16 protein-coding genes are annotated in these 24,032 nt (G+C 64.4%); 7 read left to right on the top strand and 9 right to left on the bottom strand.

Going from position 1 to position 24,032, the window contains the following annotated elements; all coding sequences use genetic code 11:
- Nucleotides 1–8 precede the first annotated feature (8 nt).
- The 4 genes from AC0969_RS16495 (at nucleotide 9) to AC0969_RS16480 (ending at nucleotide 8,185) form a co-directional block, all read left to right on the top strand.
- The gene (locus AC0969_RS16495; RefSeq protein WP_479625245.1) at nucleotides 9–380 is read left to right on the top strand and encodes an STAS domain-containing protein; all 372 of its coding nucleotides are present in this window, start codon (nucleotides 9–11) and stop codon (nucleotides 378–380) included.
- Entirely contained in the window at nucleotides 377–1,501 is a 1,125-nt protein-coding gene (locus AC0969_RS16490) for an ATP-binding SpoIIE family protein phosphatase (RefSeq protein WP_479625244.1), read from the top strand. The genes AC0969_RS16495 and AC0969_RS16490 overlap by 4 nt, the downstream gene beginning before the upstream one ends.
- Nucleotides 1,489–4,242 (top strand): response regulator, encoded by a 2,754-nt coding sequence (locus AC0969_RS16485; RefSeq protein ID WP_479625243.1) that lies wholly within the window; start codon nucleotides 1,489–1,491, stop codon nucleotides 4,240–4,242. Before AC0969_RS16490 ends, AC0969_RS16485 begins: the two co-directional genes overlap by 13 nt.
- A 136-nt stretch (nucleotides 4,243–4,378) precedes the next feature.
- Entirely contained in the window at nucleotides 4,379–8,185 is a 3,807-nt protein-coding gene (locus AC0969_RS16480) for a response regulator (RefSeq protein WP_479625242.1), read from the top strand.
- A gap of 65 nt (nucleotides 8,186–8,250) precedes the next feature.
- On the opposite strand, the gene dusA is transcribed toward AC0969_RS16480, so the two are convergent.
- Nucleotides 8,251–9,243, bottom strand: a complete 993-nt coding sequence (gene dusA / locus AC0969_RS16475) for a tRNA dihydrouridine(20/20a) synthase DusA (RefSeq protein ID WP_479625241.1) — start codon at nucleotides 9,241–9,243, stop codon at nucleotides 8,251–8,253.
- Nucleotides 9,244–9,351: 108 nt separating this feature from the next.
- On the opposite strand from dusA, the gene AC0969_RS16470 reads away from it, so the two are divergent.
- On the top strand, nucleotides 9,352–11,376 hold the full coding sequence (locus AC0969_RS16470) for an RCC1 domain-containing protein (protein WP_479625240.1): 2,025 nt from the start codon (nucleotides 9,352–9,354) through the stop codon (nucleotides 11,374–11,376).
- A gap of 69 nt (nucleotides 11,377–11,445) precedes the next feature.
- Nucleotides 11,446–13,242, top strand: coding sequence for a M14 family metallopeptidase (locus tag AC0969_RS16465; protein WP_479625239.1), 1,797 nt, complete (start codon nucleotides 11,446–11,448; stop codon nucleotides 13,240–13,242).
- 101 nt (nucleotides 13,243–13,343) lie between these two features.
- Here the strand turns inward: AC0969_RS16465 and AC0969_RS16460 are convergent, their stop codons facing one another.
- From AC0969_RS16460 to AC0969_RS16430, 7 genes are all read right to left on the bottom strand, one after another.
- Nucleotides 13,344–14,003 carry a hypothetical protein gene (locus AC0969_RS16460; RefSeq protein WP_479625238.1) on the bottom strand — a complete coding sequence of 220 codons (660 nt, stop codon included), beginning with the start codon at nucleotides 14,001–14,003 and terminating at the stop codon, nucleotides 13,344–13,346.
- Complete coding sequence (gene zapE / locus AC0969_RS16455) at nucleotides 14,000–15,097, bottom strand: cell division protein ZapE (RefSeq protein ID WP_479625237.1); 1,098 nt, start codon at nucleotides 15,095–15,097, stop codon at nucleotides 14,000–14,002. The genes AC0969_RS16460 and zapE overlap by 4 nt, the downstream gene beginning before the upstream one ends.
- A 228-nt stretch (nucleotides 15,098–15,325) precedes the next feature.
- Entirely contained in the window at nucleotides 15,326–16,744 is a 1,419-nt protein-coding gene (gene lpdA, locus AC0969_RS16450) for a dihydrolipoyl dehydrogenase (protein ID WP_479625236.1), read from the bottom strand.
- 69 nt (nucleotides 16,745–16,813) lie between these two features.
- The gene (odhB, locus tag AC0969_RS16445) at nucleotides 16,814–18,082 is read right to left on the bottom strand and encodes a 2-oxoglutarate dehydrogenase complex dihydrolipoyllysine-residue succinyltransferase (RefSeq protein ID WP_479625235.1); all 1,269 of its coding nucleotides are present in this window, start codon (nucleotides 18,080–18,082) and stop codon (nucleotides 16,814–16,816) included.
- Between the two features lie 100 nt (nucleotides 18,083–18,182).
- Entirely contained in the window at nucleotides 18,183–21,053 is a 2,871-nt protein-coding gene (locus tag AC0969_RS16440) for a 2-oxoglutarate dehydrogenase E1 component (RefSeq protein ID WP_479625234.1), read from the bottom strand.
- 257 nt (nucleotides 21,054–21,310) lie between these two features.
- The gene (locus AC0969_RS16435) at nucleotides 21,311–21,910 is read right to left on the bottom strand and encodes an isochorismatase family protein (protein WP_479625233.1); all 600 of its coding nucleotides are present in this window, start codon (nucleotides 21,908–21,910) and stop codon (nucleotides 21,311–21,313) included.
- A gap of 29 nt (nucleotides 21,911–21,939) precedes the next feature.
- Nucleotides 21,940–22,503: an RBBP9/YdeN family alpha/beta hydrolase gene (locus tag AC0969_RS16430; RefSeq protein ID WP_479625232.1), complete on the bottom strand. Its 564-nt coding sequence runs from the start codon at nucleotides 22,501–22,503 to the stop codon at nucleotides 21,940–21,942.
- A gap of 125 nt (nucleotides 22,504–22,628) precedes the next feature.
- Here AC0969_RS16430 and AC0969_RS16425 point away from each other — a divergent pair, with 125 nt between their 5' ends.
- Nucleotides 22,629–23,633 (top strand): GlxA family transcriptional regulator, encoded by a 1,005-nt coding sequence (locus AC0969_RS16425; RefSeq protein ID WP_479625231.1) that lies wholly within the window; start codon nucleotides 22,629–22,631, stop codon nucleotides 23,631–23,633.
- On the opposite strand, the gene AC0969_RS16420 is transcribed toward AC0969_RS16425, so the two are convergent.
- Nucleotides 23,630–24,032, bottom strand: a 403-nt coding sequence (locus tag AC0969_RS16420; protein WP_479625230.1) for a zinc-binding dehydrogenase, incomplete at its 5' end; no start/stop codon positions are given. The two genes, AC0969_RS16425 and AC0969_RS16420, sit on opposite strands and share 4 nt — an antisense overlap.

Raw genomic sequence — 24,032 nt, 5'->3', positions numbered from 1 at the left:
CCCACCCCATGCCGTCCCGCCTGCCCAGTGGTACGTCCATGACCGAGGTGCAGGGCTGCCTGGTGGTCAGCCTGCAAAGCGATATGGACGATGCCGCCTTTGCGGCGCTGCACCAAGAGTTCTCGCAGCGGCTGGTGGACAACCGCCTGCCCGATGCCATCTTCAACTTCTCGGGCGTGCAACTGCTGGATCTGCATGAATTCGAGCGGGTGCGTCGGCTGTCCCAGGTGGCCGGGTTTCTGGGGGCCGAGGTGGTGTGTGTGGCCCTGGCACCCGGCATTGCCGCATTTTTGGCGCAGGCCGACACCGACTTGCAGGGCCTGCGGTTTTGCCTGCACATGGAAGACGCTTTTGCCCTGCTGGCGGCCAGCCCGCCATGAGCACTGCCGGCCGCAACGCGGGCATAGAAACCGCTTTTTTCCGGCTGCAATCGGCGCTTGACCTGCGCATGGCGGTACTCGATGTGGCGCGCATGCCCAGCCTGGCCGCATTCTCGCCGGTAGACCTGTCGCTGCTGGCCACCGTGGTGGCCGAGCTGGGCAGCAACATCCTCAAATACGCGGGCAGCGGGCACATCCGCGTGCAAACCACCCAGACCAGCCTGCGCACCGCCGTCGAACTGGTGGCCGAAGATGCCGGCCCCGGCATTCCCGACATCCCACTGGCCTTGCAAGAGCACTACAGCTCCTCGGGCACGTTGGGCCTGGGCCTATCGGGCGTGCGGCGCATGGTGTCCGAATTCCACATCGACTCCGCCCCCGGCAAAGGCTGCCGGGTACGGGTGCGCAAATGGCTCACCCTGCCGCCTGCCGCGCATGCGGAGCACGCGGCCAGCCTGCCCCCCCAGCGCCCCGCCGTGTCAATGGTTACCCACACCCGCACCCACCAGGCGCAGGATGCCAGCGGGCACGGCCTGGCCTACGACATCGCCGAAATCAACCGCCCCTGCTACCCCGAATACGTGTCGGGGGACTGCACCGTGGTGCACCCCCAGCCGGGCGGCATACTGCTGGCCTGCATTGACGCATCGGGCCACGGCAAACGGGCGCACGCACTGGCACAGCAACTGGCCGAGCAACTGCGGACCGTGGGCCACCACCCCCCCGACCTGCCCGCCCTGCTGCACCAGCTGCACCTGCGCGCGGTGGGCACGGTGGGGGCGGCCATCGCGCTGGCCTACCTGGACCTGGCCCACAGCACATTCAGCCTGGCGGGCATCGGCAACATCCGCATCCGCTGCATCGGCCCCACGCCCTGGGTGGGCATTTGCCGCGACGGCGTGCTGGGCGAGCGCTTTCCCACGCCTGACGTGCAGCGCTTCAGCCTGCGTGCCGATGACGTGGTGCTGCTGTATTCCGACGGTATCCGCGAAACCATCAGCCCCGAGGTACGCACCCGCGTGCACCTGGGCACGGCCCAACAAATTGCCGAGACCGTGCTGCGGGTCGGCGGCAAAGCCACGGACGATGCCAGCTGCATCGTTGTCAAATGCAAGAACTAGCCTGGATCGGCCGCATCGCCCTGCACGCGCCCGCCGCGTGCCTGGAAGTGCGGCGCAAGCTGCTGCAAGTGCTGCTGGAGGTAGAGGGCCGCAGCGACAGCGATGTCACCCGCTGCACGCCGATGGCCGCCTGTGCGTCCGACATCTGCCGCTGGCTGCTACAGCACGGCCAGGCCCCGGCCATCGAGCTGTCGTTCCACAGCGACGGGCCGCACGCGTTTGCCACCCTGACCGCCCTATCCAGCGCCCCGCTGCCTGCCGCGCCCTTGCGCCTGCTAGGCTTTGCGCAGAGCAGCGCAGCCTTTGTGCAGGCCGAAAACTACGGCCTGCACCTGCACTTTGCGCTCCAGCACCACCCGGACCCCGCCGCCGTGGCCGGTGTGTGCGCGCTGTTCAATGAGAAGTCGCGCGAAGCGCTGTTTCAGGAGTCGCAACAGGCCGAGGCCGAGATGCGCCTGCTGATCGAGCAACTGCGCATTGCCAAAGACGCCGCCGATGCCGCCAGCCAGGCCAAGGGCGACTTTCTGGCCAACATGAGCCACGAAATCCGCACCCCGATGAACGCCATCATCGGCATGAGCCACCTGGCACTCAAAACCGACCTGAACCCGCGCCAACACGACTACGTGCTCAAAATCCGCCAGTCGGGCCAGCACCTGCTGGGCATCCTGAACGACATTCTGGATTTCTCCAAGGTGGAGGCCGGCAAGCTCAGCATCGAGCACACCGCCTTCGATCTGGACCAGGTGCTGGAGAACGTGGCCAACGTGATCGCCGACAAGGCCCAGGCCAAAAACCTGGAGCTGGTGTTCGACCTGCCCGCCCACGTGCCGCAAAGCCTGCTGGGCGACCCACTGCGGCTGAGCCAAATCTTGATCAACTACGCCAACAACGCCATCAAGTTCACCGAAAGCGGCGAAATCGGCGTGGTGGTACGCACCGTGGAACACACCGATACCGACCACACCACCCACACCCTGCTGCGCTTTGAGGTGCGCGACACCGGCATTGGCCTGACCCCCGAGCAAATCGGCCGCCTGTTCCAAAGCTTTAGCCAGGCCGACAGCTCCACCACCCGCCAGTTCGGCGGCACCGGCCTGGGCCTGGCCATCAGCAAAAGCCTGGCCGCGCTGATGGGCGGCAACGTGGGCGTGGACAGCACCCCCGGCCAGGGCTCGCGCTTCTGGTTTACCGCCAAACTGGGCCTGGGCGAAAAACGCAGCCGCCACCTGGCCCCCAGCATCGACCTGCGCGGCAGCCGCGTGCTGGTGGTAGACGACAACGAAAACGCCAACACCGTGCTGACGGAAATGCTGGCCGCCCTGAGCTTCAACGTCACCTCGGTGCGCTCCGGCCCGGCTGCGCTGGCGGCCATCAGCGCCGCCGACAGCGCTGGCCAGGGCTTCCACATCGCCATGCTCGACTGGCAAATGCCCGGCATGGACGGCCTGGAGCTGGCCCGCCGCATCGCCCTGCTGCCGCTGGCACGCCAACCCAAGCGGGTCATCGTCACCGCCTATGGGCGCGAAGAAGTGCTAGAGGGTGCCAAACGCGTGGGCGTGGAAGACCTGCTGCTCAAGCCCATCAACGGCTCCATGCTGTTCAACACCATGATGCGACTGCTCGGCCAGCAGACCCCACAGACCAGCCGCCACATTGACCCCGCCAGCTCGGCGCTGGACGCGCTGGCCCCCTTGTTTGGTGCGCACATCCTGCTGGTCGAAGACAACCTGCTCAACCAGCAGGTGGCGGGCGAGCTGCTGGCCGATGCCGGGTTCCGCGTGGACGTGGCCGACAACGGCCAGATCGCGGTGGACATGGTGCGTGCCCGCCCGGCCGATGTGCCCTATGACGTGGTGCTGATGGACATGCAAATGCCGGTAATGGACGGACTGACCGCCACCCGCACCATCCGCCAAGACCGCCAGTTCGCCCCCATGCCCATCCTGGCCATGACCGCCAACGCCATGCAGGTAGACCGCGACCGCTGCACCGCCGCCGGCATGGACGGCTTTGTGGCCAAACCGATCGAACCCGATGCTCTGTGGCGCGCCCTGGCCGAGTGGATTCGCCCACGCGCCGGGCTGGGCACCCGGCCCACCCCGCTCCCGGCGGCTGCGCCCACCAGCAGCGCCGCCGCCCCCCACCTGCCCACCCTGCTGCACGGCGTACCCGGGCTCGACCTCGCCTTGGGCCTGAAACGGGTCATGGGCAAAGAGTCGCTCTACCTGGGCATGCTGCGCATGTTTGTGGCAGGCCAGGCCACGGCCAGCCAGCAGATCCACGAGCTGGCCGCCCAAGGCGACACCGCCACCGCCGAACGGCTGGCCCACACCCTGCGCGGCGTGGCAGGCAACATCGGCGCCAGCGCAGTGCAACAAGCGGCCGCCGACGTAGAACTGGCCCTGCGCGCAGGCCACGATCTGGCCGCCATCCAGCGCCTGCTGCAACCACTGCACAGCCTATTGACCGCGCTGGTAGACGCCCTGCGCAGCGCGCTGGACAGCCTGGAGCCCAGCGCCAAATCGGCCACCGTCAGCCCCGGTTTTGAGGCCACCTACCGCCAGCTTCAGGCCCTGCTGCAAGACGCAGACGCAGAGTCGGCCGAGGTGTTCAACCAGCACCGCGCCGACTTCCACGCCGCGCTGGGCCCCGCCTTTCACAGCATCGACAGCAGCATCAACGGCTATGACTTCGAGGAGGCCCTCGCGCTGCTCGATAGCACCTTGGCAGAACGCTAGCATGCGTTCGACCTGCGTGTTGAGAAGAAGGGAAAGTTTGCAAGCAACATAGGCCTCTGTCGCATATTTAATATGCGCCATTAGCTATAATATATATAGCAAACAACTCTTCCCTCCACTCACCTTGGCCCATCCCATGCGAACCTGGTTAAACCGCTGGCAGCTATGGCACAAATTCGCCTTGCTGGGCTTGCTGGGGCTGCTGCTGCTGGCCCCGCCACTGGCCCTGTACTTGCGCGAATCCCACCGAACCGTGACCGCCTTGCAGCTAGAGCGCCAGGGCATCGCGCCGGTGCGGGCGGTACTGCACGCCGTGGCACTGCTGCAAAAAAACCGGGCCCAAATGGTGCGCCTGCAAAGCAATGTGGACCAGCCCTTCAACACCCTGCGCACCAGCCCGGCCGACATCGAAGACGCGCTCACCCAGCTGCAAGCCGCGCTGCCCGCCCCGCCCAGCGCCACCCTGGCCTATTTATGGATGCAGACCCGCGAGACCTGGGACGGACTGCAAACGGCCTTGCAACAAACCCCGCCAGCACACGCCGCCCTCTTTGCCCAGCACACCGCCAGCGTGCAGCTGCTGCTGAAAATCAACGACCAACTGGTGGACGACTTCGGCTTCAGCCTGGACCCGCAGCCCAAAACCTACCTGCTGGGCCGTGCGGCGCTGATCGAGTCGCTCAGCCTGCTGGAATCGCTGGCGCAGGTGCATGACAAAAGCATCCGGCTGGCGGCCCAAAATAGCGTGTCCACCGCCGATCTCGCACTCTTGGGCTCGCAGCTGGACACCATCTCCGCCGACTTTGACCGCCTGCAAAACACGGTAGACAAAGCCACCCTGGATGACCCCTTGCTGCGCACCGCCCTGACCCAGCCGCTGCTGCTCAACCGCTCCCGCTGGCGGCAAACCGAGCCCGCGCTGGCGCGCTTGCTGCTGTACCCCGGCGCGCCAGGACAGGCCCATGACAGCGACTTCGCCCGGCTCGACACCACGATGGAGGTACAAACCAACATCACCGAAGCAGCCTTGCTGGCGCTGGAAACCAGCCTGGACGAACGGCTAAACGACCTCAACGCCACCCGCCTCAGCCTGGGCGGCGGCATGCTGGCGTTGGCGCTGTTTTTGGTCGGGCTGGCCACGCTGGTCGCCCGCTCCATCACCCGCCCGCTGCTGCAAGCCGTGGCCATCGCCCGCCAGGTGGCCGACGGCACGCAGCCCGACACCACCGAAGTCGGCCACCAGGGCAACGAAACCGGCCGCCTGCTGCTGTCGCTGCACGATATGCACCGCAGCCTGCAACGCACCCAGGCCGACCGGCTGGCCAGCCAGCAGCAGGTGGCCACCGCCCTGCGCGAACAGCAGGTTATTTTTGAGGCCGTCAGCCTGGGCATTATTTTTGCCGTGGGCCACACCATCCAGCGCAGCAATTCGGCCATGGAGCGCATGTTTGGCTACGCCCCGGGCGGACTGCTGGGGCGCGGCACCAAAGAGCTGTTTTTGAACGCCGCCGACCTCGCCGCTATGGGCAAACGGGTAAACCCGGCCATGCAGGCCAGCGGATCGTTCTCTAGCGACGTGGAACTCAAGCGCCACGACGGCAGCGCCTTTTGGGTCCACACCTATGGCCGTGCCATCGACCCGCACGACCTGCGCCTGGGCGTGGTGTGGGTCTATGAAGACATCTCGGACCAGCGCGTCGCCGCCGAAGAGCTGCGCCGCGCCAAAGAAACCGCCGAGCAGGCCAGCCAGGCCAAGAGCAACTTTTTGGCCAATATGAGCCACGAAATCCGCACCCCGATGAACGCCATCATCGGCATGAGCCACCTGGCCCTCAAAACCGACCTGAACCCGCGCCAGCGCGACTACGTGGGCAAAATCCGCCAATCCGGCCAGCACCTGCTGGGCATCCTGAACGACATCCTGGACTTCTCCAAGGTCGAAGCCGGCAAGCTGGAGATCGAGCACACCCCGTTTGACCTGGAGCAGGTGCTGGCCAACGTGGTCAACGTGGTGGCCGACAAAACCCAGGCCAAAAACCTGGAACTGGTGTGCGACCTGCCCGCCAACATCCCCCTGCAACTGGTGGGCGACCCGCTGCGGCTGGGCCAGATCCTCATCAACTACACCACCAACGCCATCAAATTTACCGAGCACGGCGAAATCCACCTCACCGTGCGCCTGCAAGCGCAAACCGAAGGCGGCATCTGCCTGCGCTTTGCCGTGCGCGACACCGGTATCGGCCTATCGCCCGAACACATCAGCCGCCTATTCCAAAGCTTTAGCCAGGCCGACAGCTCCACCACCCGCCAATACGGCGGCACCGGCCTGGGCCTGGCCATCTGCAAAAACCTGGCCGCGCTGATGGGCGGTGAGGTGGGCGTAGACAGCAGCCCCGGCGTGGGCTCGACCTTTTGGTTTACCGCCCAATTGGGCTTGGGCGAGCGCCGTACCCGCCCGCAAATCCCCGGTGGCGACACCTTGCGCGGCCGCCGCGTGCTGGTGGTGGACGACAACGACTCCGCCGCCACCGTGCTGGTCGATATGTTGCAAGAAATGGGCTTTGCGGTGGATTCCGTGTCCAGCGGCGCGGCGGCCATCGCCGCCGTGCAAACCCAGGCGGCCCAAGCCACGCCCTATGAAGTGGTGATGATGGACTGGCAAATGCCCGGCATGGACGGGCTAGAGGCCATCCAGCGCCTGCGCGCACTTGACCTGCAACCGCCGCCGCACGCCGTGCTGGTCACCGCCTATGGCCGCGAAGAAGTCATCCAGAACGCCCAGGCCGGTGAAATGCCCGACCTGTTGCTCAAACCCGTGGGCGCGTCCCTGCTATTTGACACGATGGTCAACGCCCTCGGCCACGCCCGCACCCAGGACCGGCGTGCGCGCACCGATGGGGTCAGCAGCGCCATGGCCGCCCTCGCCCCGCTGCGCGGTGCGCACATCCTGCTGGTGGAAGACAACGACCTGAACCAGCAAGTCGCCAGCGAACTGCTGCAAGACGCAGGCTTCACCGTAGAGATTGCCGACAACGGCCTGATCGCCGTGGCGATGGTCGGTAAAACCGCTTTTGACCTGGTGCTGATGGACATGCAAATGCCGGTGATGGACGGCATCACCGCCACCCAGGAAATCCGCCAGCAGCACGCCACCGGCCCGCTGGCCAGCCTGCCCATCATTGCCATGACCGCCAACGCCATGCAGGCCGACCGCGAACGCTGCCTGGCCGCCGGTATGAACGGCTTCGTCGCCAAACCCATCGAGCCCGACGACCTGTGGCGCGCCCTGGCCCAATGGATTGCCCCGCGCGAAGGGCTAGGCAGCCCACCGCCCAGCGCAGCAACGCCAGCGGCCACCGAAGCCTCCGAGCTGCCCCAAAACATCGCCGGGCTAGACACCACGCTGGGCCTGAAGCGCGTCATGGGCAAGCACTCGCTTTATCTGAGCATGCTGCGCAAATTTGCCCACGGCCAGGCGCAAGCCAGCGCGCACATCGCCCAGGCCCTGCAAGACGGCGACCACGCCACCGCCGAGCGCACCGCCCACACCTTGAAAGGCGTGGCCGGCAACGTCGGCGCATCGGCCCTGCAACACGCCGCCGGGCTGCTAGAGGCCGCCATCCACGCCCAGCAGCCCTGCGACACGCTGCTGCCCCCCGTACACAGCCAGTTGACCGAGCTGGTCGCCGCCCTGCACCGCGCCCTGCCCGCCCCCGCCACGCTGGCCGCAGCCGACCTGGCCCAGCTCAGCCCCGTGCTGGCCCAACTGCGCAGCCTGCTGGCCGAAGACGATTCCGATGCCGCCGAACTCTTCCAGCAACACAGCGCCCTGCTGCAATCCGCCCTGGGCCCCGCCCACGCCAGCATCGCCAGCGCCATGGCCGAATACAACTTTGAAGCGGCGCTACAGGCGCTGAACGCGGCCCGTCCTGGTGAAGAGTAAATTTATATAAAAACAGGGTCTAGCGCATATTCAATATTCGCAGGAAGCTATATTAAATATAGCAATTAAACACTCTTCGTCTCGTCAAATCCGTAGCGGGTGTGCGCCAGGGCCATTACCTCGCGCGGTGGTGTGGCCTTGAGGCGGTGGTCGCTCCACACCTGGCGCCAGCGCCGCGCACCGGGCAGGCCGTGGCGCAGGCCCAGCATGTGGCGGGCAATGCTGTACCAGCCGGTGCCCTGCTCCACCGCCATGCGCTCCATGTAGGCCACCATCTGTTCTTCAATGCTTTCGCGCGTGGCATCCCCCGGTGCTGCGCCAAAAAACGCCGCATCCCAACCGGCCAAAAACCAGGGGTTGTGGTAGGCCTCGCGCCCCACCATCACGCCGTCTAGCTGGGTCAGCTGCGCGGCGATCTGGTCCTCAGTGGTGAAGCCGCCGTTGATGGAGAAGGTGAGCGCCGGGAAATCCTGCTTCAGGCGATGCACCAGTTCGTAGCGCAGCGGCGGGATTTCGCGGTTCTCTTTGGGTGACAGGCCCTTAAGCCAGGCGTTGCGGGCGTGCACGATAAAGGTGGTGCAGCCGCCTTCGGCCACCGTGCCCACAAAGTCGCGCACAAAGTCATAGCTCTCGGTCTTGTCCACGCCAATGCGGTGCTTCACGGTCACGGGGATGTCCACCGCGTCGCGCATGGCCCGCACGCAGTCGGCTACCAACTGCGGCTCAGCCATTAGGCAGGCACCAAACGCGCCGCGCTGCACCCGTTCGCTGGGGCAGCCGCAGTTGATGTTGATCTCGTCGTAGCCCCATTCTTCGCCCAGCTTGGCGCAGCGGGCCAGATCCGCCGGTTCGCTGCCACCCAGTTGCAGGGCCACCGGGTGTTCTTCGGCGTTGAACCGCAGGTGCCGGGGCACGTCGCCATGCAGCAGCGCGCCGGTGGTCACCATCTCGGTATAGAGCAAGGTATGGCGGGACAGCAGGCGGTGCAGGTAGCGGCAATGGGCATCGGTCCAATCCATCATCGGGGCGACGGATACGCGGTGGGAAGGGAAGGTCATACGGCAATTATCCCAGCCCATCTAGGCGGCACTTTCGTTACAACTCAAATAATATTCATTCTCATTTAAAACTAGAATGCCGCTCTTTTGCTTATTTTTTACACCGCTATGAAACGACTCCGCCTCCCGGCCCGGCCCACCGATTTCCCCCGCATCCTGGCCAACCTGGGCCTGTGTGGCCTGCTGGGCACTCTGGCCGCCTGCGGCAGCGATGACCCGGTGGTTCAGCAAGGCCAACTCTTGCCAATGCCGGTGGCGGGGTTGGACTACGCCACCTCCAGCGGCCTGATCGGCCAAACCACCGCCAGCGGCCAGTTTGGCTACCACGAAGGCGACACCGTGACCTTCAGCATCGGCACGCTGGCATTGGCCACGCGCACGGCGGCTGCCACTTTGTCGCTGCTGGACACCCCCGCCGGGGCGGGCAATGCCCTGACCGCCAGCCAGCCCGCCGCGTTGTGGATGCTGCACTTTTTGCGCAGCGTAGATGCAGACCACAGCCTGGATGCCAAGATCGAGATCAGCCCCGCGCTGCGCACCTGGGCGCTGACCCAGCCCGCCAGCATGCTGGCAGCCAGCACACCGCTGCACACCTGGGCGCAGGCTGCGGCATGGCCCTTACCTGCCGACTGGCAAACCAGCTGGCGCGTGCTGCTGCAAGCCCGCCAAAGCAGCACCGCCAGCAGCCCCGCCAAGGTGGTCTGGCCGCAGATGGCCAGTGGCAACCACCACACCACCGCGCTGAATGCCACCGGCCAGGTACTGAGCTTTGGTGAAGACTGGTTCCAGTGGAACAGCGGCACTACCACCTACACCAGTGCCGACTACATCGGCGGTAAGCTGGGCCGCCCCACCGGCACCATGACCGAGCCCTCCGGCTTCACGCTGACCACCACGCGGCAGATCAACGAGCGCTACTTCCGCTACAACCCGCTGCCCGCGCAGGTCACCGGCAGCACCGCGCTGGACGTAGCCAAACTGGCCAGCGGCCAGAACGACAACGCCGTGGTCACCACCGACGGCGCACTGTGGATGTGGGGGCCCAACAACCGGGGCCAACTGGGCGTGGGCGACACCACCCAGCGCCGCGAGGCCACCCGCGTGCTGGTAGACGGCAAAAAAGTGCGCGATGTCGCCATTGGCGGCGCGCACACCCTGGCCATCACCGAAGACGGTGCCCTGTACGCCTGGGGCAACGGCATCACCGCCCTGGGCCTGGGCACGCTGACCAGCAATGTGCTGAACGCCCAACGCGTCAACCTCGGGGCAGAGCTGGCCACCAAGGTCAGCACCGATGCCAACCGCAGCACCCTGGTGCTCACCGCCAGTGGCCAGGTCTACGGCTTTGGCAGCAACGACTTTGGCCAGTTGGGCCTGGGCGATGCGGCGTTAAAAATCGACCAGACCACGCCCCAGCGCATTACCGGCCTACCCACCGACCAGCCGGTGGTGGACATCTACGCCGGGCCGCTGGTCAGTCTGTTCACCATGCTGGACGGCTCGGTCTACTTTGCCGGCCAAACCTCGGCCGGGCTGGGCGGCTGGATGCAGACCGGGGCGGTGGCCCAGGCCAATGGCACCTACCTGATCGACCAGCTGGACGAGACCGTGCGCAGCACGCCACAGCGCCTGCCGCACGCCCCCGCCAATGTGCAGCAGATCCAGGCCGCATCGCGCCATGTGCTCATGCTCACCCGCGACCAAAAAGTGTATGGCTGGGGCCAGCACACGCTGATTAATGGCGTACTGGGCCTGGGCCCGCAGGCCGGTTACTGGCGCACCACCAGCGCCGGAACCCTGGCCTATGAAGACCCCTACTACGCCACACCGCAAGAGATCACCACCCTCACCGGCCAGGGCATTGCGCAGATCCAGACCATCACCATCAGCAGCTTTGCGGTGGCGCAAGATGGCCGGGTTTACGGCTGGGGCTCCACCACCAATGGCCGCCTGGCCCGTGGCGTGCAAAGCTGCGATGCCAACCTGCTGCCCAACAACGCAGGCACCAGCACCACCCGCTACTACATGTGCCACACGCCCCGGGTGCTGGACTTCTCCACCACGCTGGGCGACCTGCACACCAGCACGGTGGCGGCTACGGCGGTACTGCCCACGCCCGCTACGCGGCCCTGAGCGCAGCCATGCCATGCAGCATGGCGCGGGTAACATGCCTGCATTGACTTCCGCAGGAGCACCCGCACTATGGTTTCCAGCCCTTCCACACTGCCGGTGCCCTCTGTGCCGGCACCCCACCCCGCCCGCTGGCCACTGGCTGGCGCAGCGGCTGCACTGCTATTGGTCGCTTGTGGCACCACCCCGCTGCCCCCCTGGCAGGGGGCCCCCGTGCACCCTGCGGCCACACCGACCGCATCCGCCAAGTCCACCGTCCAGCCCAGCGCTACGCCTGTGACACAGGCCGCCAGCGCCCCCGCAGATACCGCCCCCTACAGCGCGGCAGTTGCCGCCCGCTTCCCCGCCCCGGCCACCACCTACAGCACACCCGGCCTAGAGCCGCAGCGCAACAGCTTCACCAGCAACGCAGAAATCGCCGATTGGCTCAACGCCCTGGCCGACAAACCCCTGCCGGCCGCCAAAGCCAGCGTGCTGCACATCGGCGTATCGCAACAGGGCATTGCCCTGCCCGCCCTGCTGCTGACCCGCGCCAGCAGCCCTGATGCCGCCAGCGTACTGGCCACCGGGCGGCCCACGGTGTTGATCGTGGCACAGCAGCACGGCAACGAACCCGCCGGTAGCGAAGCCGCGCTGGTGGTGGCCCGCGAACTGGCGCAGGGCATGCTGGAGCCGCTGCTGGACAAAATCAACGTACTCATCGTGCCGCGTGCCAACCCCGACGGGGCCGCCGCCAACCAGCGCAGCACCGCCAACGGCATCGACATGAACCGCGACCACCTGCTGCTCAACAGCCCCGAGGCCCGCGCTCTGGCCCAGCTGGTCCGCGACTACCAACCCCTGGTGGTGCTGGACGCGCACGAATACACCGTAGTCGGCCGCTACCTGGAGAAATTTGGCAGCATTCAGAAATTTGATGCCCTGCTGCAATACGCCATGACGGCCAACATGCCCGAATTTCTGACCCGCGCCTCCGAAGAGTGGGTGCGCCGCCCGATGGTGGCCGCGCTCAAGAACCAGGGCCTCAGCAGCGAGTGGTACTACACCACCTCCACCCAGCTGGACGACCTCGTGGTGTCTATGGGCGGCACCCAGCCCGACACCGGGCGCAACGTCAACGGCCTGAAAAACACCGTCAGCATGCTGCTGGAAAGCCGGGGCGTGGGCATTGGCCGCCTGCACCTCCAGCGCCGGGTACACACCCAGGTGACGGCGATGGTCAGCATGCTGCAAAGCACCGCCGCCCGGGCCGAGCAACTGGGCCAACTGCGCAGCTACACCGAGCGCGAGGTCAGCAGCCAAGCCTGCGGTCGCACGGGTAGCAAAGCCACCATCTCCGCAGGCCCCACCAGTGCGCAGTACGAGCTGAGCATGCTCAACCCCAGCACCGGGGCCGATAAAAAAGTCTTGGTGGACTGGAATTCAGCGCTGGAGCTGCAAATCCTCAAGTCCCGCCCCCGGCCCTGCGGCTACTGGCTGTCGGCAGCCTCCACGGCGGCGGTAGAACGTCTGCAGCTGCTGGGCGTGCAGGTGCTGCGGGTGGTGGATGCGGGCTCGGTACTGGGCGACCTGTACCGCGCCACCGGCCACAGCGGCGGTGCAAAAAATGCGGTCAGGCACGACGTGCGCGGCAGCATTGCCGATGCCCAGCCCATCACCCTGACCGAGGTGGAACTGGTGCGCGGCCTGGTGGATACGCCGCAAGGTAGTTATTACGTGCCGCTGGGCCAGCCCCTGGCCAACCTGGTGCTGGCGGCGCTGGAGCCCGACACGCAAAACAGCTTCTTCGCCAACCACATCCTGGCCAACCTGAGCGACACGGCACGGGTAATGGCCGAACCCGCAGGGACGCTGGAGAAGCTACCTTGAGGTTTTAGGGGGTATTTTCAAGCACCAAATACCCCTCTGGCGCTTATTAAACCTGCGCTGATTGCTCCTATTTTTAAGTTCAAAAATAGGAGCATTTTTATTCAGGGCGTGGTCGGCAAAGGAGCGGCTTTGGGCTTGGTTTTGGCGGCGTTGCGCTTGGCGACGGCGGCCTTGTGGTCGGCGGCTTCTTGCTGCTTTTGGGCGTAGCGGGCGGGCGCATCGGCGGCAGCGGCGGCCTTTTGCGCACGCGCGGCCTGCTCTTGCTGGGCGTTGCGGGCCTTGTTCTCTGCCGTGGCTTTGCGTGCGGCCTGGGCCAGGGCGGCAGCGGCGGGGTCATGGGGGCTGCGCGGCTCTGGGGGCGTGCGGGTGCGTACCGGGGCAGAAGATGCGGCACGCGGGGCCGCAATGCCTGCTGCCACCGGCGGCTGGTCTTTGGTGGCAGCGCTTTGCTCCATGCGCTGCAACTGCTCGGCCCCTTTGCGCTTGCGTTCTGCGTCGTTCAGCGCAATCTCTTGGCGGCGCAAATCGGCCATATCGACCCGGCGGCGGGCGCGGCTGGCATCGCGGCAATCGGTCACCGCAAATTTCTGGAAGCAAGCCGCTTCCTCGTCGGCAAAACGCTGCTCGATACGCTGGCGCTCAGACGTGATACGGGCTTGCTCGGTGGCCACTTCCAGACCACCGTCTGCCATCTGCACCTGCGCCACGGCACGGCCCCAAAAAAACACAAGGCACAGCAGGCTGATCAGGGGGCTTTTCATGTCAGATGGGTGTCCACAATGCGCCGTTCCAGGGCTAAAAATTCGGCCGACTGCATCTCATTGAGACGCGACACGGTGCGCGGAAATTCATGCGCCAGCGGGCCTTCGGTATAAATCTCTTCGGGGGCCACGGCCGCCGACATGATCAGCTTGACCCGGCGGTCGTACAGCACATCCACCAGCCAGGTAAATCGCCGTGCGGGCGAGGCCATGTTGACCCCCATCTCGGGCACATTGCTCAGCAGCACAGTATGGAACTGGCTGGCGATTTCCAGATAGTCGTTTTGCGAGCGAGGCCCGCCGCACAGAGTATTGAAGTCAAACCACACCACGCCACCAGCCTTGCGCTTGGCGTGGATCTCGCGGGCTTCGATGTGCAGCACCGGGTTTTCGTCCTGGCTTTCGGCCAGTTTGTTGAAGGCCTCGGCCATCGCGGCATCGGCCTGCGGGCCCAGGGGGCAATGGTAAATCTGCACCTGCTCCAGCGTGCGGCGGCGGTAGTCGGTGCCGTTGTCTACGCTCAGCACTTCCAGTTTCTGGTTCAGCAGCGCGATGGCGGGCAAGATGCGGTCGCGGTGCAAGCCGTTGGGGTAGAGGTCGTCCGGCTTGAAGTTGGAGGTGGTGACAAAACCCACGCCGTTGGCAAACAGCGAGTCCAGCAGGCGGTGCAGGATCATCGCGTCGGTGATGTCGGCCACGTGGAATTCGTCGAAGCAAATCAAACGGTAGCGCTTGGCCATGCGCTTGCCCAGCTCATCCAGCGGGTTCACCGTGCCTTGCAGGTCGGCCAGCTCGCGGTGCACTTCGCGCATGAACTCATGGAAGTGCAGCCGGGTCTTGCGCTTCAAGGGCACGGCGTTGAAGAAGCAGTCCATCAGAAAGCTCTTGCCCCGCCCCACCCCGCCGTACATGTACACGCCGCGTGGAATCTCGGGCCGGAGGATGAGTTTTTTGAAGGCGTTGGAACGCTTTTCTTTGTACGTCGCCCATTCCGTGGCGCAGCGCTCCAGCGCATCAACGGCACGCAATTGCGCCGGGTCGGCGGTGTAACCGCGCTGGGCCAGTTCGGCCTCGTAGGCTGCTTTAACGCTCAAAGAAAATACTCCGTTTGCTATAAATAAAATAGCTGCTAACGCAGGTGCCACCTACGCCAGCAGTCAATTCCTTATAAATAGGCAATCACTCAGATCCCACGCAGCGTTGCAAGCAAGCCATCAAGGAACACCGCAGAACTGGCTCCGCCAGGCTGCTGGTGTTGCCCCCTGCAAGGGGGTTGGCGGAAAGCGCTTGCGCTGTAGCCTGGGGGTGAGTAGTTACCTAAATTAGAAGTTCAAGGTGCGTTTGTCCACGGCCAAGGCGGCTTCCTTGGTGGACTCGCTCAGCGAAGGATGCGCGTGGCAGATGCGGGCGATGTCCTCGGCGCTGGCGCGGAATTCCATCGCCATGACGCATTCGGCGATCAGCTCGCTGGCCTGCGGGCCGACGATGTGCACGCCCAAAATCTCGTCTGTGGTGGCATCGGCCAGCATCTTCACCATGCCGGTGGTGTCGCCCAAAGCGCGCGCACGACCATTGGCCAGGAACGGGAAGGTACCGGCCTTGTAGGCCCGGCCTGCGGCTTTGAGCTGCTGCTCGGTCTGGCCGACCCAGGCGATTTCGGGGTTGGTGTAGATCACCCAGGGCACGGTGTTGAAGTTGACATGGCCGTGCTGGCCGGCAATGCGCTCGGCAACCGCCACACCTTCTTCTTCGGCCTTGTGCGCCAGCATCGGGCCGCGCACCACATCACCCACCGCCCACACATTGGGCAGGTTGGTTTTGCAGTCGCCGTCCACCACGATCGCGCCGCGCTCGTCCAGTGCCAGACCCACCACCTCGGCACCCAAGCCAATGGTGTTGGGCACGCGGCCGATGGAGACGATCAGCTTGTCCACATCCAGCGTCTGGGCTTCGCCCTTGGCGTCGGTGTAGGCAATGCTCACGCCCTTCTTGCTCTTCTTGATCTCGCCGACCTTCACGCCGAGGTTGATCTTCAGGCCTTGCTTGTCGAAGGCCTTTTTGGCTTCCTTGGCAATCTGCTCGTCCACTGCACCCAGGAAAGTCGGCAGACCTTCCAGGATGGTGACTTCCGCGCCCAGACGGCGCCAGACGGAACCCATCTCCAGGCCAATCACACCGGAGCCAATCAGGGCCAGCTTTTTGGGCACTGCGCCGACGCGCAAGGCACCGTCGTTGGACAAAACCTGCTCTTCGTCAAACGGCGTGCCGGGCAAGGCGCGGGCGTTGGAGCCGGTAGCAATGATGATGTGCTTGCCGACCAGCGACTCTTCGCCGACCTGCATGGCGTAGCCGCCTTCAGCCGCTGCCACAAACGAGCCCCGGCCGTGGAAGAAAGTGACCTTGTTCTTCTTCAACAGGTACTGGATGCCGTCGTTGTTCTGCTTCACCACGGCATCTTTGCGGGCAACCATCTTGGCCACGTCCATCTTCAAACCGGATACGGCAATGCCGTGGTCCGCAAAATGGTGGCTGGCCTGGTCAAAGTGCTCGCTGGATTGCAGCAGCGCCTTGGAGGGGATGCAACCCACGTTGGTGCAAGTTCCGCCCAGTGCGGGGCCGCCCTTGGCGTTCTTCCACTCGTCGATACAGGCTACGTTGAAGCCCAGCTGGGCTGCACGGATGGCGGCAATATAGCCACCGGGCCCGCCGCCGATGACGATCACGTCAAAATTCTTGCTCATGAAAACTTCCAATCTAATAACAACAAGACCCATGGAACAAGAGCAGCCTGGGCTGCCCTTGAAACCGCTTTAGATGTCAAACAACAAACGGGCGGGGTCTTCCAGCGCTTCTTTCATCGCTACCAAGCCCAACACGGCTTCGCGGCCGTCGATGATGCGGTGGTCGTAGCTCATGGCGAAGTAGTTCATCGGGCGGATGACGATCTGGCCGTTTTCAACTACTGCACGGTCCTTGGTGGCGTGGATGCCCAGGATGGCCGACTGCGGTGGGTTGATGATGGGGGTGGACATCATCGAACCAAACGTGCCGCCGTTGGACACGGAGAAGGTGCCGCCGGTCATGTCGTCCATGCCCAGCTTGCCTTCAGCCGCCTTTTTGCCAAATTCGGCGATCTTCTTCTCGATATCGGCAAAGCTCATCTGGTCGGCGTTGCGCAGAATCGGCACCACCAGGCCACGCGGCGAACCGACCGCGATACCGATGTCGAAATATCCGTGGTAGACGATGTCGTTGCCGTCCACGCTGGCGTTCAGCACGGGGAACTTCTTCAACGCGTGCACGGCGGCCTTCACGAAGAAGCTCATAAAGCCCAGCTTGCAACCGTGCTCTTTTTCGAAACGGTCTTGCATGCGCTTGCGCATGTCCATCACCGGGGCCATGTTGATCTCGTTGAACGTGGTCAGGATGGCGTTGGTGGATTGCGATTGCAGCAGACGCTCGGCCACACGGGCACGCAGGCGGCTCATGGGCACGCGCTGCTCGGGGCGGTCGCCCAGATCCGGCGCGACGGTGGCCACTTGGGTCAGGGACTTGGTGGGCACGCCGGTGGGGATCACGGCAGCGGTGACCTTGGCAGCGGGAGGATTGGCCACGGCAGCCAGCACATCCCCCTTAGTGACACGGCCATCTTTACCGGTACCAGCCACCGAGCCAGCGGCCAGGGCGTTGTCGGCCATCAGCTTGGCAGCGGCGGGCATGGGCACACCGGCCATCGAGGTGCTGGCGGTCGCGGCAGCCGGTGCCGCAGCAGCAGCCACGGTGGCAGCCGCAGCGGCAACCGAACCAGGCACGGGGGCGGCAGTGGCACCAGCCTTGGCTTCGGTGTCGATACGGGCAATCAGTTGCTCGGCCAGCACGGTGCTGCCGTCGCCCATCACCAGCTCAACGATCACGCCAGCGGCAGGGGCGGGGACTTCGAGCACCACTTTGTCGGTTTCGACTTCGATCAGGATTTCGTCGATGGCGACAGATTCACCGACTTTCTTCTTCCACTGCAACAGAGTGGCTTCGGCCACGGACTCGGACAATTGTGGGACCTTAACTTCTACGATAGCCATTTTCAAATACTCCAATTTTTATAGGTGGGGGCCTGGCCCTTGGCGGACGCAGGCACATGCCGCGCGGCCACTCCAGGAGGGGCGGCGCGGCAAGCAAGCCTTACTTGGTCAACACGAAGCCCTTGAGCTTGCCGAACGCGCCATCGACCAGCGACTTTTGCTGCTCTTGGTGCAGGTGCGAGTAACCGGCAGCAGGCGATGCAGAGGCAGCACGGCCCGAGTAGCCCAGCTTCTGGCCTTCGACCATGTTTTCATGCAGATAGTGCTGCACGAAGAACCAGGCACCCTGGTTTTGCGGCTCGTCCTGGCACCACACCAGCTCGGTCACATTGGGGTACTTTTTCAGCTCTGCCGCAAACGCCTTGTGCGGGAACGGGTAAAGCTGTTCCACACGCAAGATGACCACGTCGTCCGCGCCCTTTTCTTCGCGCTTCTTGGCCAGGTCGTAGTAGACCTTGCCCGAACAGGCCACCACACGCTTGACCTTGTCGGCCTTGAGCTCTTTGCTCTCAGGGATGATGGTTTGGAAAACGCCCTTGGTGAACTCGCTCAGTGGCGACGCGGCATCCTTGGCACGCAACAGCGACTTGGGCGTCATGATGACCAGCGGCTTGCGCAGGTTACGCACCATCTGGCGGCGCAACAGGTGGAAGATCTGGCTGGCGGTGGTGGGCTGCACCACTTGCATGTTGGTATCGGCGCTGAGTTGCATGAAGCGCTCCAGGCGGGCCGAGCTGTGCTCGGGGCCTTGGCCTTCGTAGCCGTGCGGCAGCATCAGGGTGATGCCGTTGACACGGCCCCACTTGACTTCGCCGGAGGCAATGAACTGGTCGATCACCACCTGGGCGCCGTTGGCGAAGTCGCCAAACTGGGCTTCCCAGATCACAAAGGTGTTCGGGTCGTTGGAGGCGTAGCCGTATTCAAACGCCAGCACCGCTTCTTCGGACAAGATGGAGTCGATGACGGTGAACGGGGCCTGGTTGTCCGTCACGTTTTGCAACGGGGTGTAGGTGCCTTCGTCGAACTTTTCACGGTTCTGGTCATGGATCACGGCGTGGCGGTGGGTAAACGTGCCACGGCCGCAATCTTCACCGCTCAAACGCACCGGGTAGCCGCTGGCCACCAGAGACGCAAAAGCCATGTGCTCGCCCATGCCCCAGTCCACCGGAATGTCGCCCCGGCCCATCGCGGCGCGGTCGTCGTAGACCTTTTTCACCAGGGGGTGAGGCGTGACGCTGGCAGGAATGGTGGTCAGCTTTTCGGCCAGACGCTTCCACTCGGCCAGGGGAATCGCGGTGTCACCGGCATCGGTCCACTTGCGGTTCAGGTACGGCGACCAATCGACTGCGTACTTGCTCTTGAAGTTGGTGATGACGGGGTTGAAGGTGTTGATGCCTGCGTCCAGTGCCGTGCGCATGGCTTTCACCATGTCGTCGCCCAGCGTCTCGCCCAGGCCCTGGGCTGTCAGCTTGTCGGCGTACAGCTTGCGGGTGCCGGGGTGCTTGGCGATCTTGCGGTACATCAGCGGCTGGGTCATCGCCGGGGTGTCTTGCTCGTTGTGGCCGAGTTTGCGGAAGCAGATGATGTCCACCACCACGTCGCGTTGGAACTCCATGCGGTAGTCCAGGGCGATTTGGGTCGCCAGCACCACGGCTTCAGGATCATCGCCATTGACGTGCAGCACCGGTGCTTCGATCATCTTGACGACATCGGAGCAGTACAGCGTGGAGCGGCTGTCGCGTGGGTCGCTGGTGGTGAAACCAATCTGGTTGTTGATCACGATGTGCACCGTGCCGCCCGTGAAATAACCACGGGTTTCGGCCAGCGCCAAGGTTTCCATCACCACGCCTTGGCCGGCAAAGGCCGCATCGCCGTGCACCAGCACGGGCAGCACTTGCTTGCCCAGCGGATCGCCACGGCGGTCCATGCGCGAGCGCACCGAGCCTTCGACCACGGGGTTCACAATTTCCAGGTGCGAGGGGTTGAAGGCCAGCGTCAGGTGGACCGGACCGCCAGGGGTGGACACGTCGGAGCTGAAACCTTGGTGGTATTTCACGTCGCCGGAAGGCAGGTCTTCGGGCGCGGTGTGGTCGAATTCTGCAAAGAGATCGGCAGGCACTTTGCCCAGCGAGTTGACCAGCACGTTCAAACGGCCACGGTGGGCCATGCCGATGACGATTTCTTGCAAGCCCATCTTGCCGCCGGTCTGGATCAGCTCGTCCATCGAGGCAATAAAGCTCTCACCACCTTCGAGCGAGAAACGCTTTTGTCCAACGAACTTGGTGTGCAGGAAGCGCTCCAGGCCTTCGGCAGCGGTCACGCGGTCCAGGATGTGCAGCTTTTTCTCTTTGGAGAAATTGGGCTTGCTGCGGATGCTTTCCAGCTTTTGTTGCCACCAGCGCTTCTTGGTCTGGTCGCTGGTGTACATGTACTCGGCGCCGATGGTGCCGCAGTAGGTTTCACGCAGGGCGTTCATCAGGTCGCGCAGCGACATGGTTTCTTTGCCGAAGAACGTGTTGCTGGTGTTGAACACGGTTTCCTGGTCGGCATCGGTGAAGCCGTAGAACGCGGGGTCCAGCTCAGGGATGTTTTCACGCTCGGTGCGTTTCAGTGGGTCCAGATCGGCCCAGCGCACACCGACGTTGCGGTAGGCGGCAATCAGCTGCTGCACGGCGGTGCGCTTGCGGCCCATTTCGGAGTCGGCGCTGGCAACCACTACCTTGGTCTGGCCTTTTTTGGCGCGTTCGGCAAAGGCGTTAATCACCGGCAGGTGCGGCACGTCTTTGGCGTTGCTGCCGTCTACGGCGGGGACGTGTTGGAGCGCATCGAAGTAATCGCGCCAGTTATCGGGCACGCTACCGGGATTGGCAAGGTAGTTTTCGTAAAGCTCTTCAACATAGGGCGCATTGCCGCCGAAGAGATAGGTGTTGCCTTGGTAGGCGTTGTACACCGAAGATACTGGATCACTCATATTTCGCTGACCTCCATTTCCCTTTGGGAAACTCAAGTTTGGTTGAAAACCTTCCGCGACACGGCTGAACCGGTTGGCGGATGCGACTGTGGCAGGAAGGGCCTAGACCGGCGGGATTATCTACCGAATGCCGGCAATAACCACCGAGTTACCCGCAAAGAACGGGTAAACGATATAGTTTTGATAGCTGCTTGCGCATGCGCCATATGCGCTAGCGGCCTGTTTTATTTAAATCGGGGGCTTGTCCCCGTAAAACATCACTTCACCAAAGCCTGCACGGCCTTGAAGTCGGCGTGCTCGGCGCTGCGCAGCCACTCGAACAGCACCATCTCGGTGGTCACCAACTCGGCACCGGCACCGGCCAGACGGTCAAACGCGGCATCGCGGTTGCGTTCGGTGCGCGAGCTGCACGCATCCGTCACCACCCAGACATCGAACTCGTCTTCCAACAGGTCCAGCGCGGTTTGCAGCAGGCAAATATGCGCCTCCAGCCCGGCGATGACGATGGTGTTGCGCTCTTCCCCGGCGCTGGACTTTTGCAGATGCTTGGGCAGGCTGCGGGCATTGCCCTGCACCGGCTTGGCGGGCGGGCGCAGCCATTCGCCCAGGCCCTCTTCCACGCCACTGAAATGCATTTTGCTCAGCGTGTTGCGGCACAAGGCGCGCAGCTCGGGCGGGTTCTCACCCAACTTGGACGGGTTTTGTTCAGTGCCCCAGGCAGGCACGTCCAGCAAGTCGGCCGCCTGCGCCAAACGCAGGGCGTTGGCAACCACTGCCGCATGGTCATGGACGGCGGGTAGCAGGCGGGTTTGGTAATCGACCAGCACCAGCTGGGATTCGGAGGCGTCGAGCAACATGGGATTCCTAAGGACAAAGCAGCCCCCGATTAAACCGCAGTCGCCAGTGCCTCCTTGGGTTGTAAGGCCTGCCCGGTCAGTGAGGCCAGCAAAGCCAGCCCCAGCGGCCAGTCGCCATGGCCAGACGCAATATTGATGTGGCCCGCATTCGGCATGCGCACCAGCTCGCTGCCCCAGGCCCGTGCGTAAGCCCCGGCCAGCCGCACCGGGCAATACGGGTCGTTGCTGCTGGCCACCAGCACGCTGCGGTACGGTAGCCGGGCGTAGGGCACGGGCGCGAAGTCGCTCAGCACCGCCCGGCGTTCCGGGTCGGCCGGGGCTGCCAGCAAAGCCCCCTGGATACGCTGCACCGCCTCGGGTGGCAAATGCGCGGTGGCGATGCAGCCCAGGCTGTGCGCCACCACGACCACCGGGCCGGGGCGGGCCAGGATGGCCTGGGTGATGGATGCCGTCCAGGCGCTGCGCGAAGGGGTGATCCAGTCGTCCTGGTCCACCCGCTCCACACCGGCAAACTGCTCGGCCCACAGGCTTTGCCAATGGCCCGGACCGGAGTTGCGCCAGCCGGGGATGATGAGAATGCGGGGTGCGGTCATGGGCCAAATTGTGGGCAAGGTGGCGGCAAACTCAAACGACGGAATGGCAATTTGCTTATGCGCATAGGCTGAAAAATCCGCCCTGAACCACGGCAACACCGGTAGCGCCCGCAGGACAATGCGCCATGCAAAAAATCAGCCCCCTCGCTCCCCGCCGCGTGGACATGGTGGTCTACCCCGGGTTCAAAGCCATCGAAGCCATCGGCGCGATGAGCGTGTTCGAGTACGCCAACCTGCACCTGCTACAGATGGGCCGACCCACGGGCTACGCGGTGCACATCGTGTCCGTCGCGGCAGGCCCGGTGGCCTCTGACACCCACATGCTGCTGCAAGCGCAAGCCCTGCACGCAGACGATTTGCCGCACACGGCCATCATCGTCGGTGCCCGGCAGATTGAGGTCGCGCTGGCCGCGAACCCGGCCATCGTGGAGTGGGCGGTGGCCGTGGCACCGAGCATCGAGCGGCTGGTGGCCCTGTGCTCGGGCAGCTTTTTTCTGGCGGCGGCCGGTGTACTGGATGGCCTGCCTGCCACCACGCACTGGAGCGTGGCCGCCCTGCTGCGCGAGAAGTTTCCGGCGGTGCAGGTGCAGGCCGACGCGATCTATTTGCGTGCGGGCCGCCTGTGGACATCGGCCGGAGTCACCGCCGGGATCGACCTGGCGCTGGCCCTGGTGGAGGAAGACTTTGGCCGGGGCCTGGCCTTGCAGGTGGCACGCGATCTGGTGGTCTACCTGAAGCGCCCCGGCGGGCAGTCGCAGTTCAGCGTGCACCTGACCAGCCAAAGCACCAGCCACCCCGGCATCCGCGCCATCCAGGACTGGGTGCTGTCGAACCTGTCGCTGCCGCTGGACGTGCCCTTACTGGCCAACCGGGCGGCGATGAGCGAGCGCAACTTTCGCCGCGTGTTTGCCAAAGAGGTGGGCAGCAGCCCACTGCAATTCATCGAATCGGCCCGGCTGGAAGCGGGCCGCCGCCTGCTGGAAGAAGGCGACCTGCCGCTCAAATCGGTGGCCGGGCGGGTGGGCTTTGCGTCCGAGCAATCGCTGCGCAAACTGTTCGTCAAGCGCCTGGGCGTGGGGCCACAGGCCTACCGCGAACGCTTTGGCGGGGCGGTCAATAATTCCGCTTAAAACAGCACCACGCCACGAATCGACTCACCGCGTTTCATCAAATCAAACCCCTTGTTGATATCTTCCAACGGCATGGTGTGGGTGATCAGCGGGTCGATGCTGATCTTGCCCTCCATGTACCAGTCCACGATCTTCGGCACGTCGGTGCGCCCGCGTGCGCCGCCGAAGGCCGAGCCCTCCCATTTGCGGCCCGTCACCAGCTGGAACGGCCGTGTCGAAATCTCTGCCCCGGCTTCGGCCACGCCGATGATGATGCTGCGGCCCCAGCCCTTGTGGGTGCACTCCAGCGCCTGGCGCATCACCTGGGTGTTGCCGATGCATTCAAAGCTGTAGTCGGCCCCGCCGTCAGTGAGTTGGACGATGGCATCCACCACATTCGGGACCTCTTTGGGGTTGATG

This window comes from Rhodoferax sp. LB1P47, from assembly GCF_056521445.1.
The sequence above is the reverse complement of the archived record's forward strand: the minus strand, read 5'-3'. Positions and strand labels throughout refer to the sequence as shown.

What these genes read in the sequence shown, in the direction of transcription:
- AC0969_RS16435 (WP_479625233.1), bottom strand. Translation starts at nt 21,910, where the DNA reads ATGTTGCTCGACGCCTCCGAATCCCAGCTGGTGCTGGTCGATTACCAA.
- odhB (WP_479625235.1), bottom strand. Translation starts at nt 18,082, where the DNA reads ATGGCTATCGTAGAAGTTAAGGTCCCACAATTGTCCGAGTCCGTGGCC.
- AC0969_RS16430 (WP_479625232.1), bottom strand. Translation starts at nt 22,503, where the DNA reads ATGACCGCACCCCGCATTCTCATCATCCCCGGCTGGCGCAACTCCGGT.
- AC0969_RS16480 (WP_479625242.1), top strand. Translation starts at nt 4,379, where the DNA reads ATGCGAACCTGGTTAAACCGCTGGCAGCTATGGCACAAATTCGCCTTG.
- AC0969_RS16485 (WP_479625243.1), top strand. Translation starts at nt 1,489, where the DNA reads ATGCAAGAACTAGCCTGGATCGGCCGCATCGCCCTGCACGCGCCCGCC.
- AC0969_RS16425 (WP_479625231.1), top strand. Translation starts at nt 22,629, where the DNA reads ATGCAAAAAATCAGCCCCCTCGCTCCCCGCCGCGTGGACATGGTGGTC.
- AC0969_RS16470 (WP_479625240.1), top strand. Translation starts at nt 9,352, where the DNA reads ATGAAACGACTCCGCCTCCCGGCCCGGCCCACCGATTTCCCCCGCATC.
- AC0969_RS16465 (WP_479625239.1), top strand. Translation starts at nt 11,446, where the DNA reads ATGGTTTCCAGCCCTTCCACACTGCCGGTGCCCTCTGTGCCGGCACCC.
- AC0969_RS16490 (WP_479625244.1), top strand. Translation starts at nt 377, where the DNA reads ATGAGCACTGCCGGCCGCAACGCGGGCATAGAAACCGCTTTTTTCCGG.
- dusA (WP_479625241.1), bottom strand. Translation starts at nt 9,243, where the DNA reads ATGACCTTCCCTTCCCACCGCGTATCCGTCGCCCCGATGATGGATTGG.
- AC0969_RS16495 (WP_479625245.1), top strand. Translation starts at nt 9, where the DNA reads ATGCCGTCCCGCCTGCCCAGTGGTACGTCCATGACCGAGGTGCAGGGC.
- AC0969_RS16460 (WP_479625238.1), bottom strand. Translation starts at nt 14,003, where the DNA reads ATGAAAAGCCCCCTGATCAGCCTGCTGTGCCTTGTGTTTTTTTGGGGC.
- lpdA (WP_479625236.1), bottom strand. Translation starts at nt 16,744, where the DNA reads ATGAGCAAGAATTTTGACGTGATCGTCATCGGCGGCGGGCCCGGTGGC.
- AC0969_RS16440 (WP_479625234.1), bottom strand. Translation starts at nt 21,053, where the DNA reads ATGAGTGATCCAGTATCTTCGGTGTACAACGCCTACCAAGGCAACACC.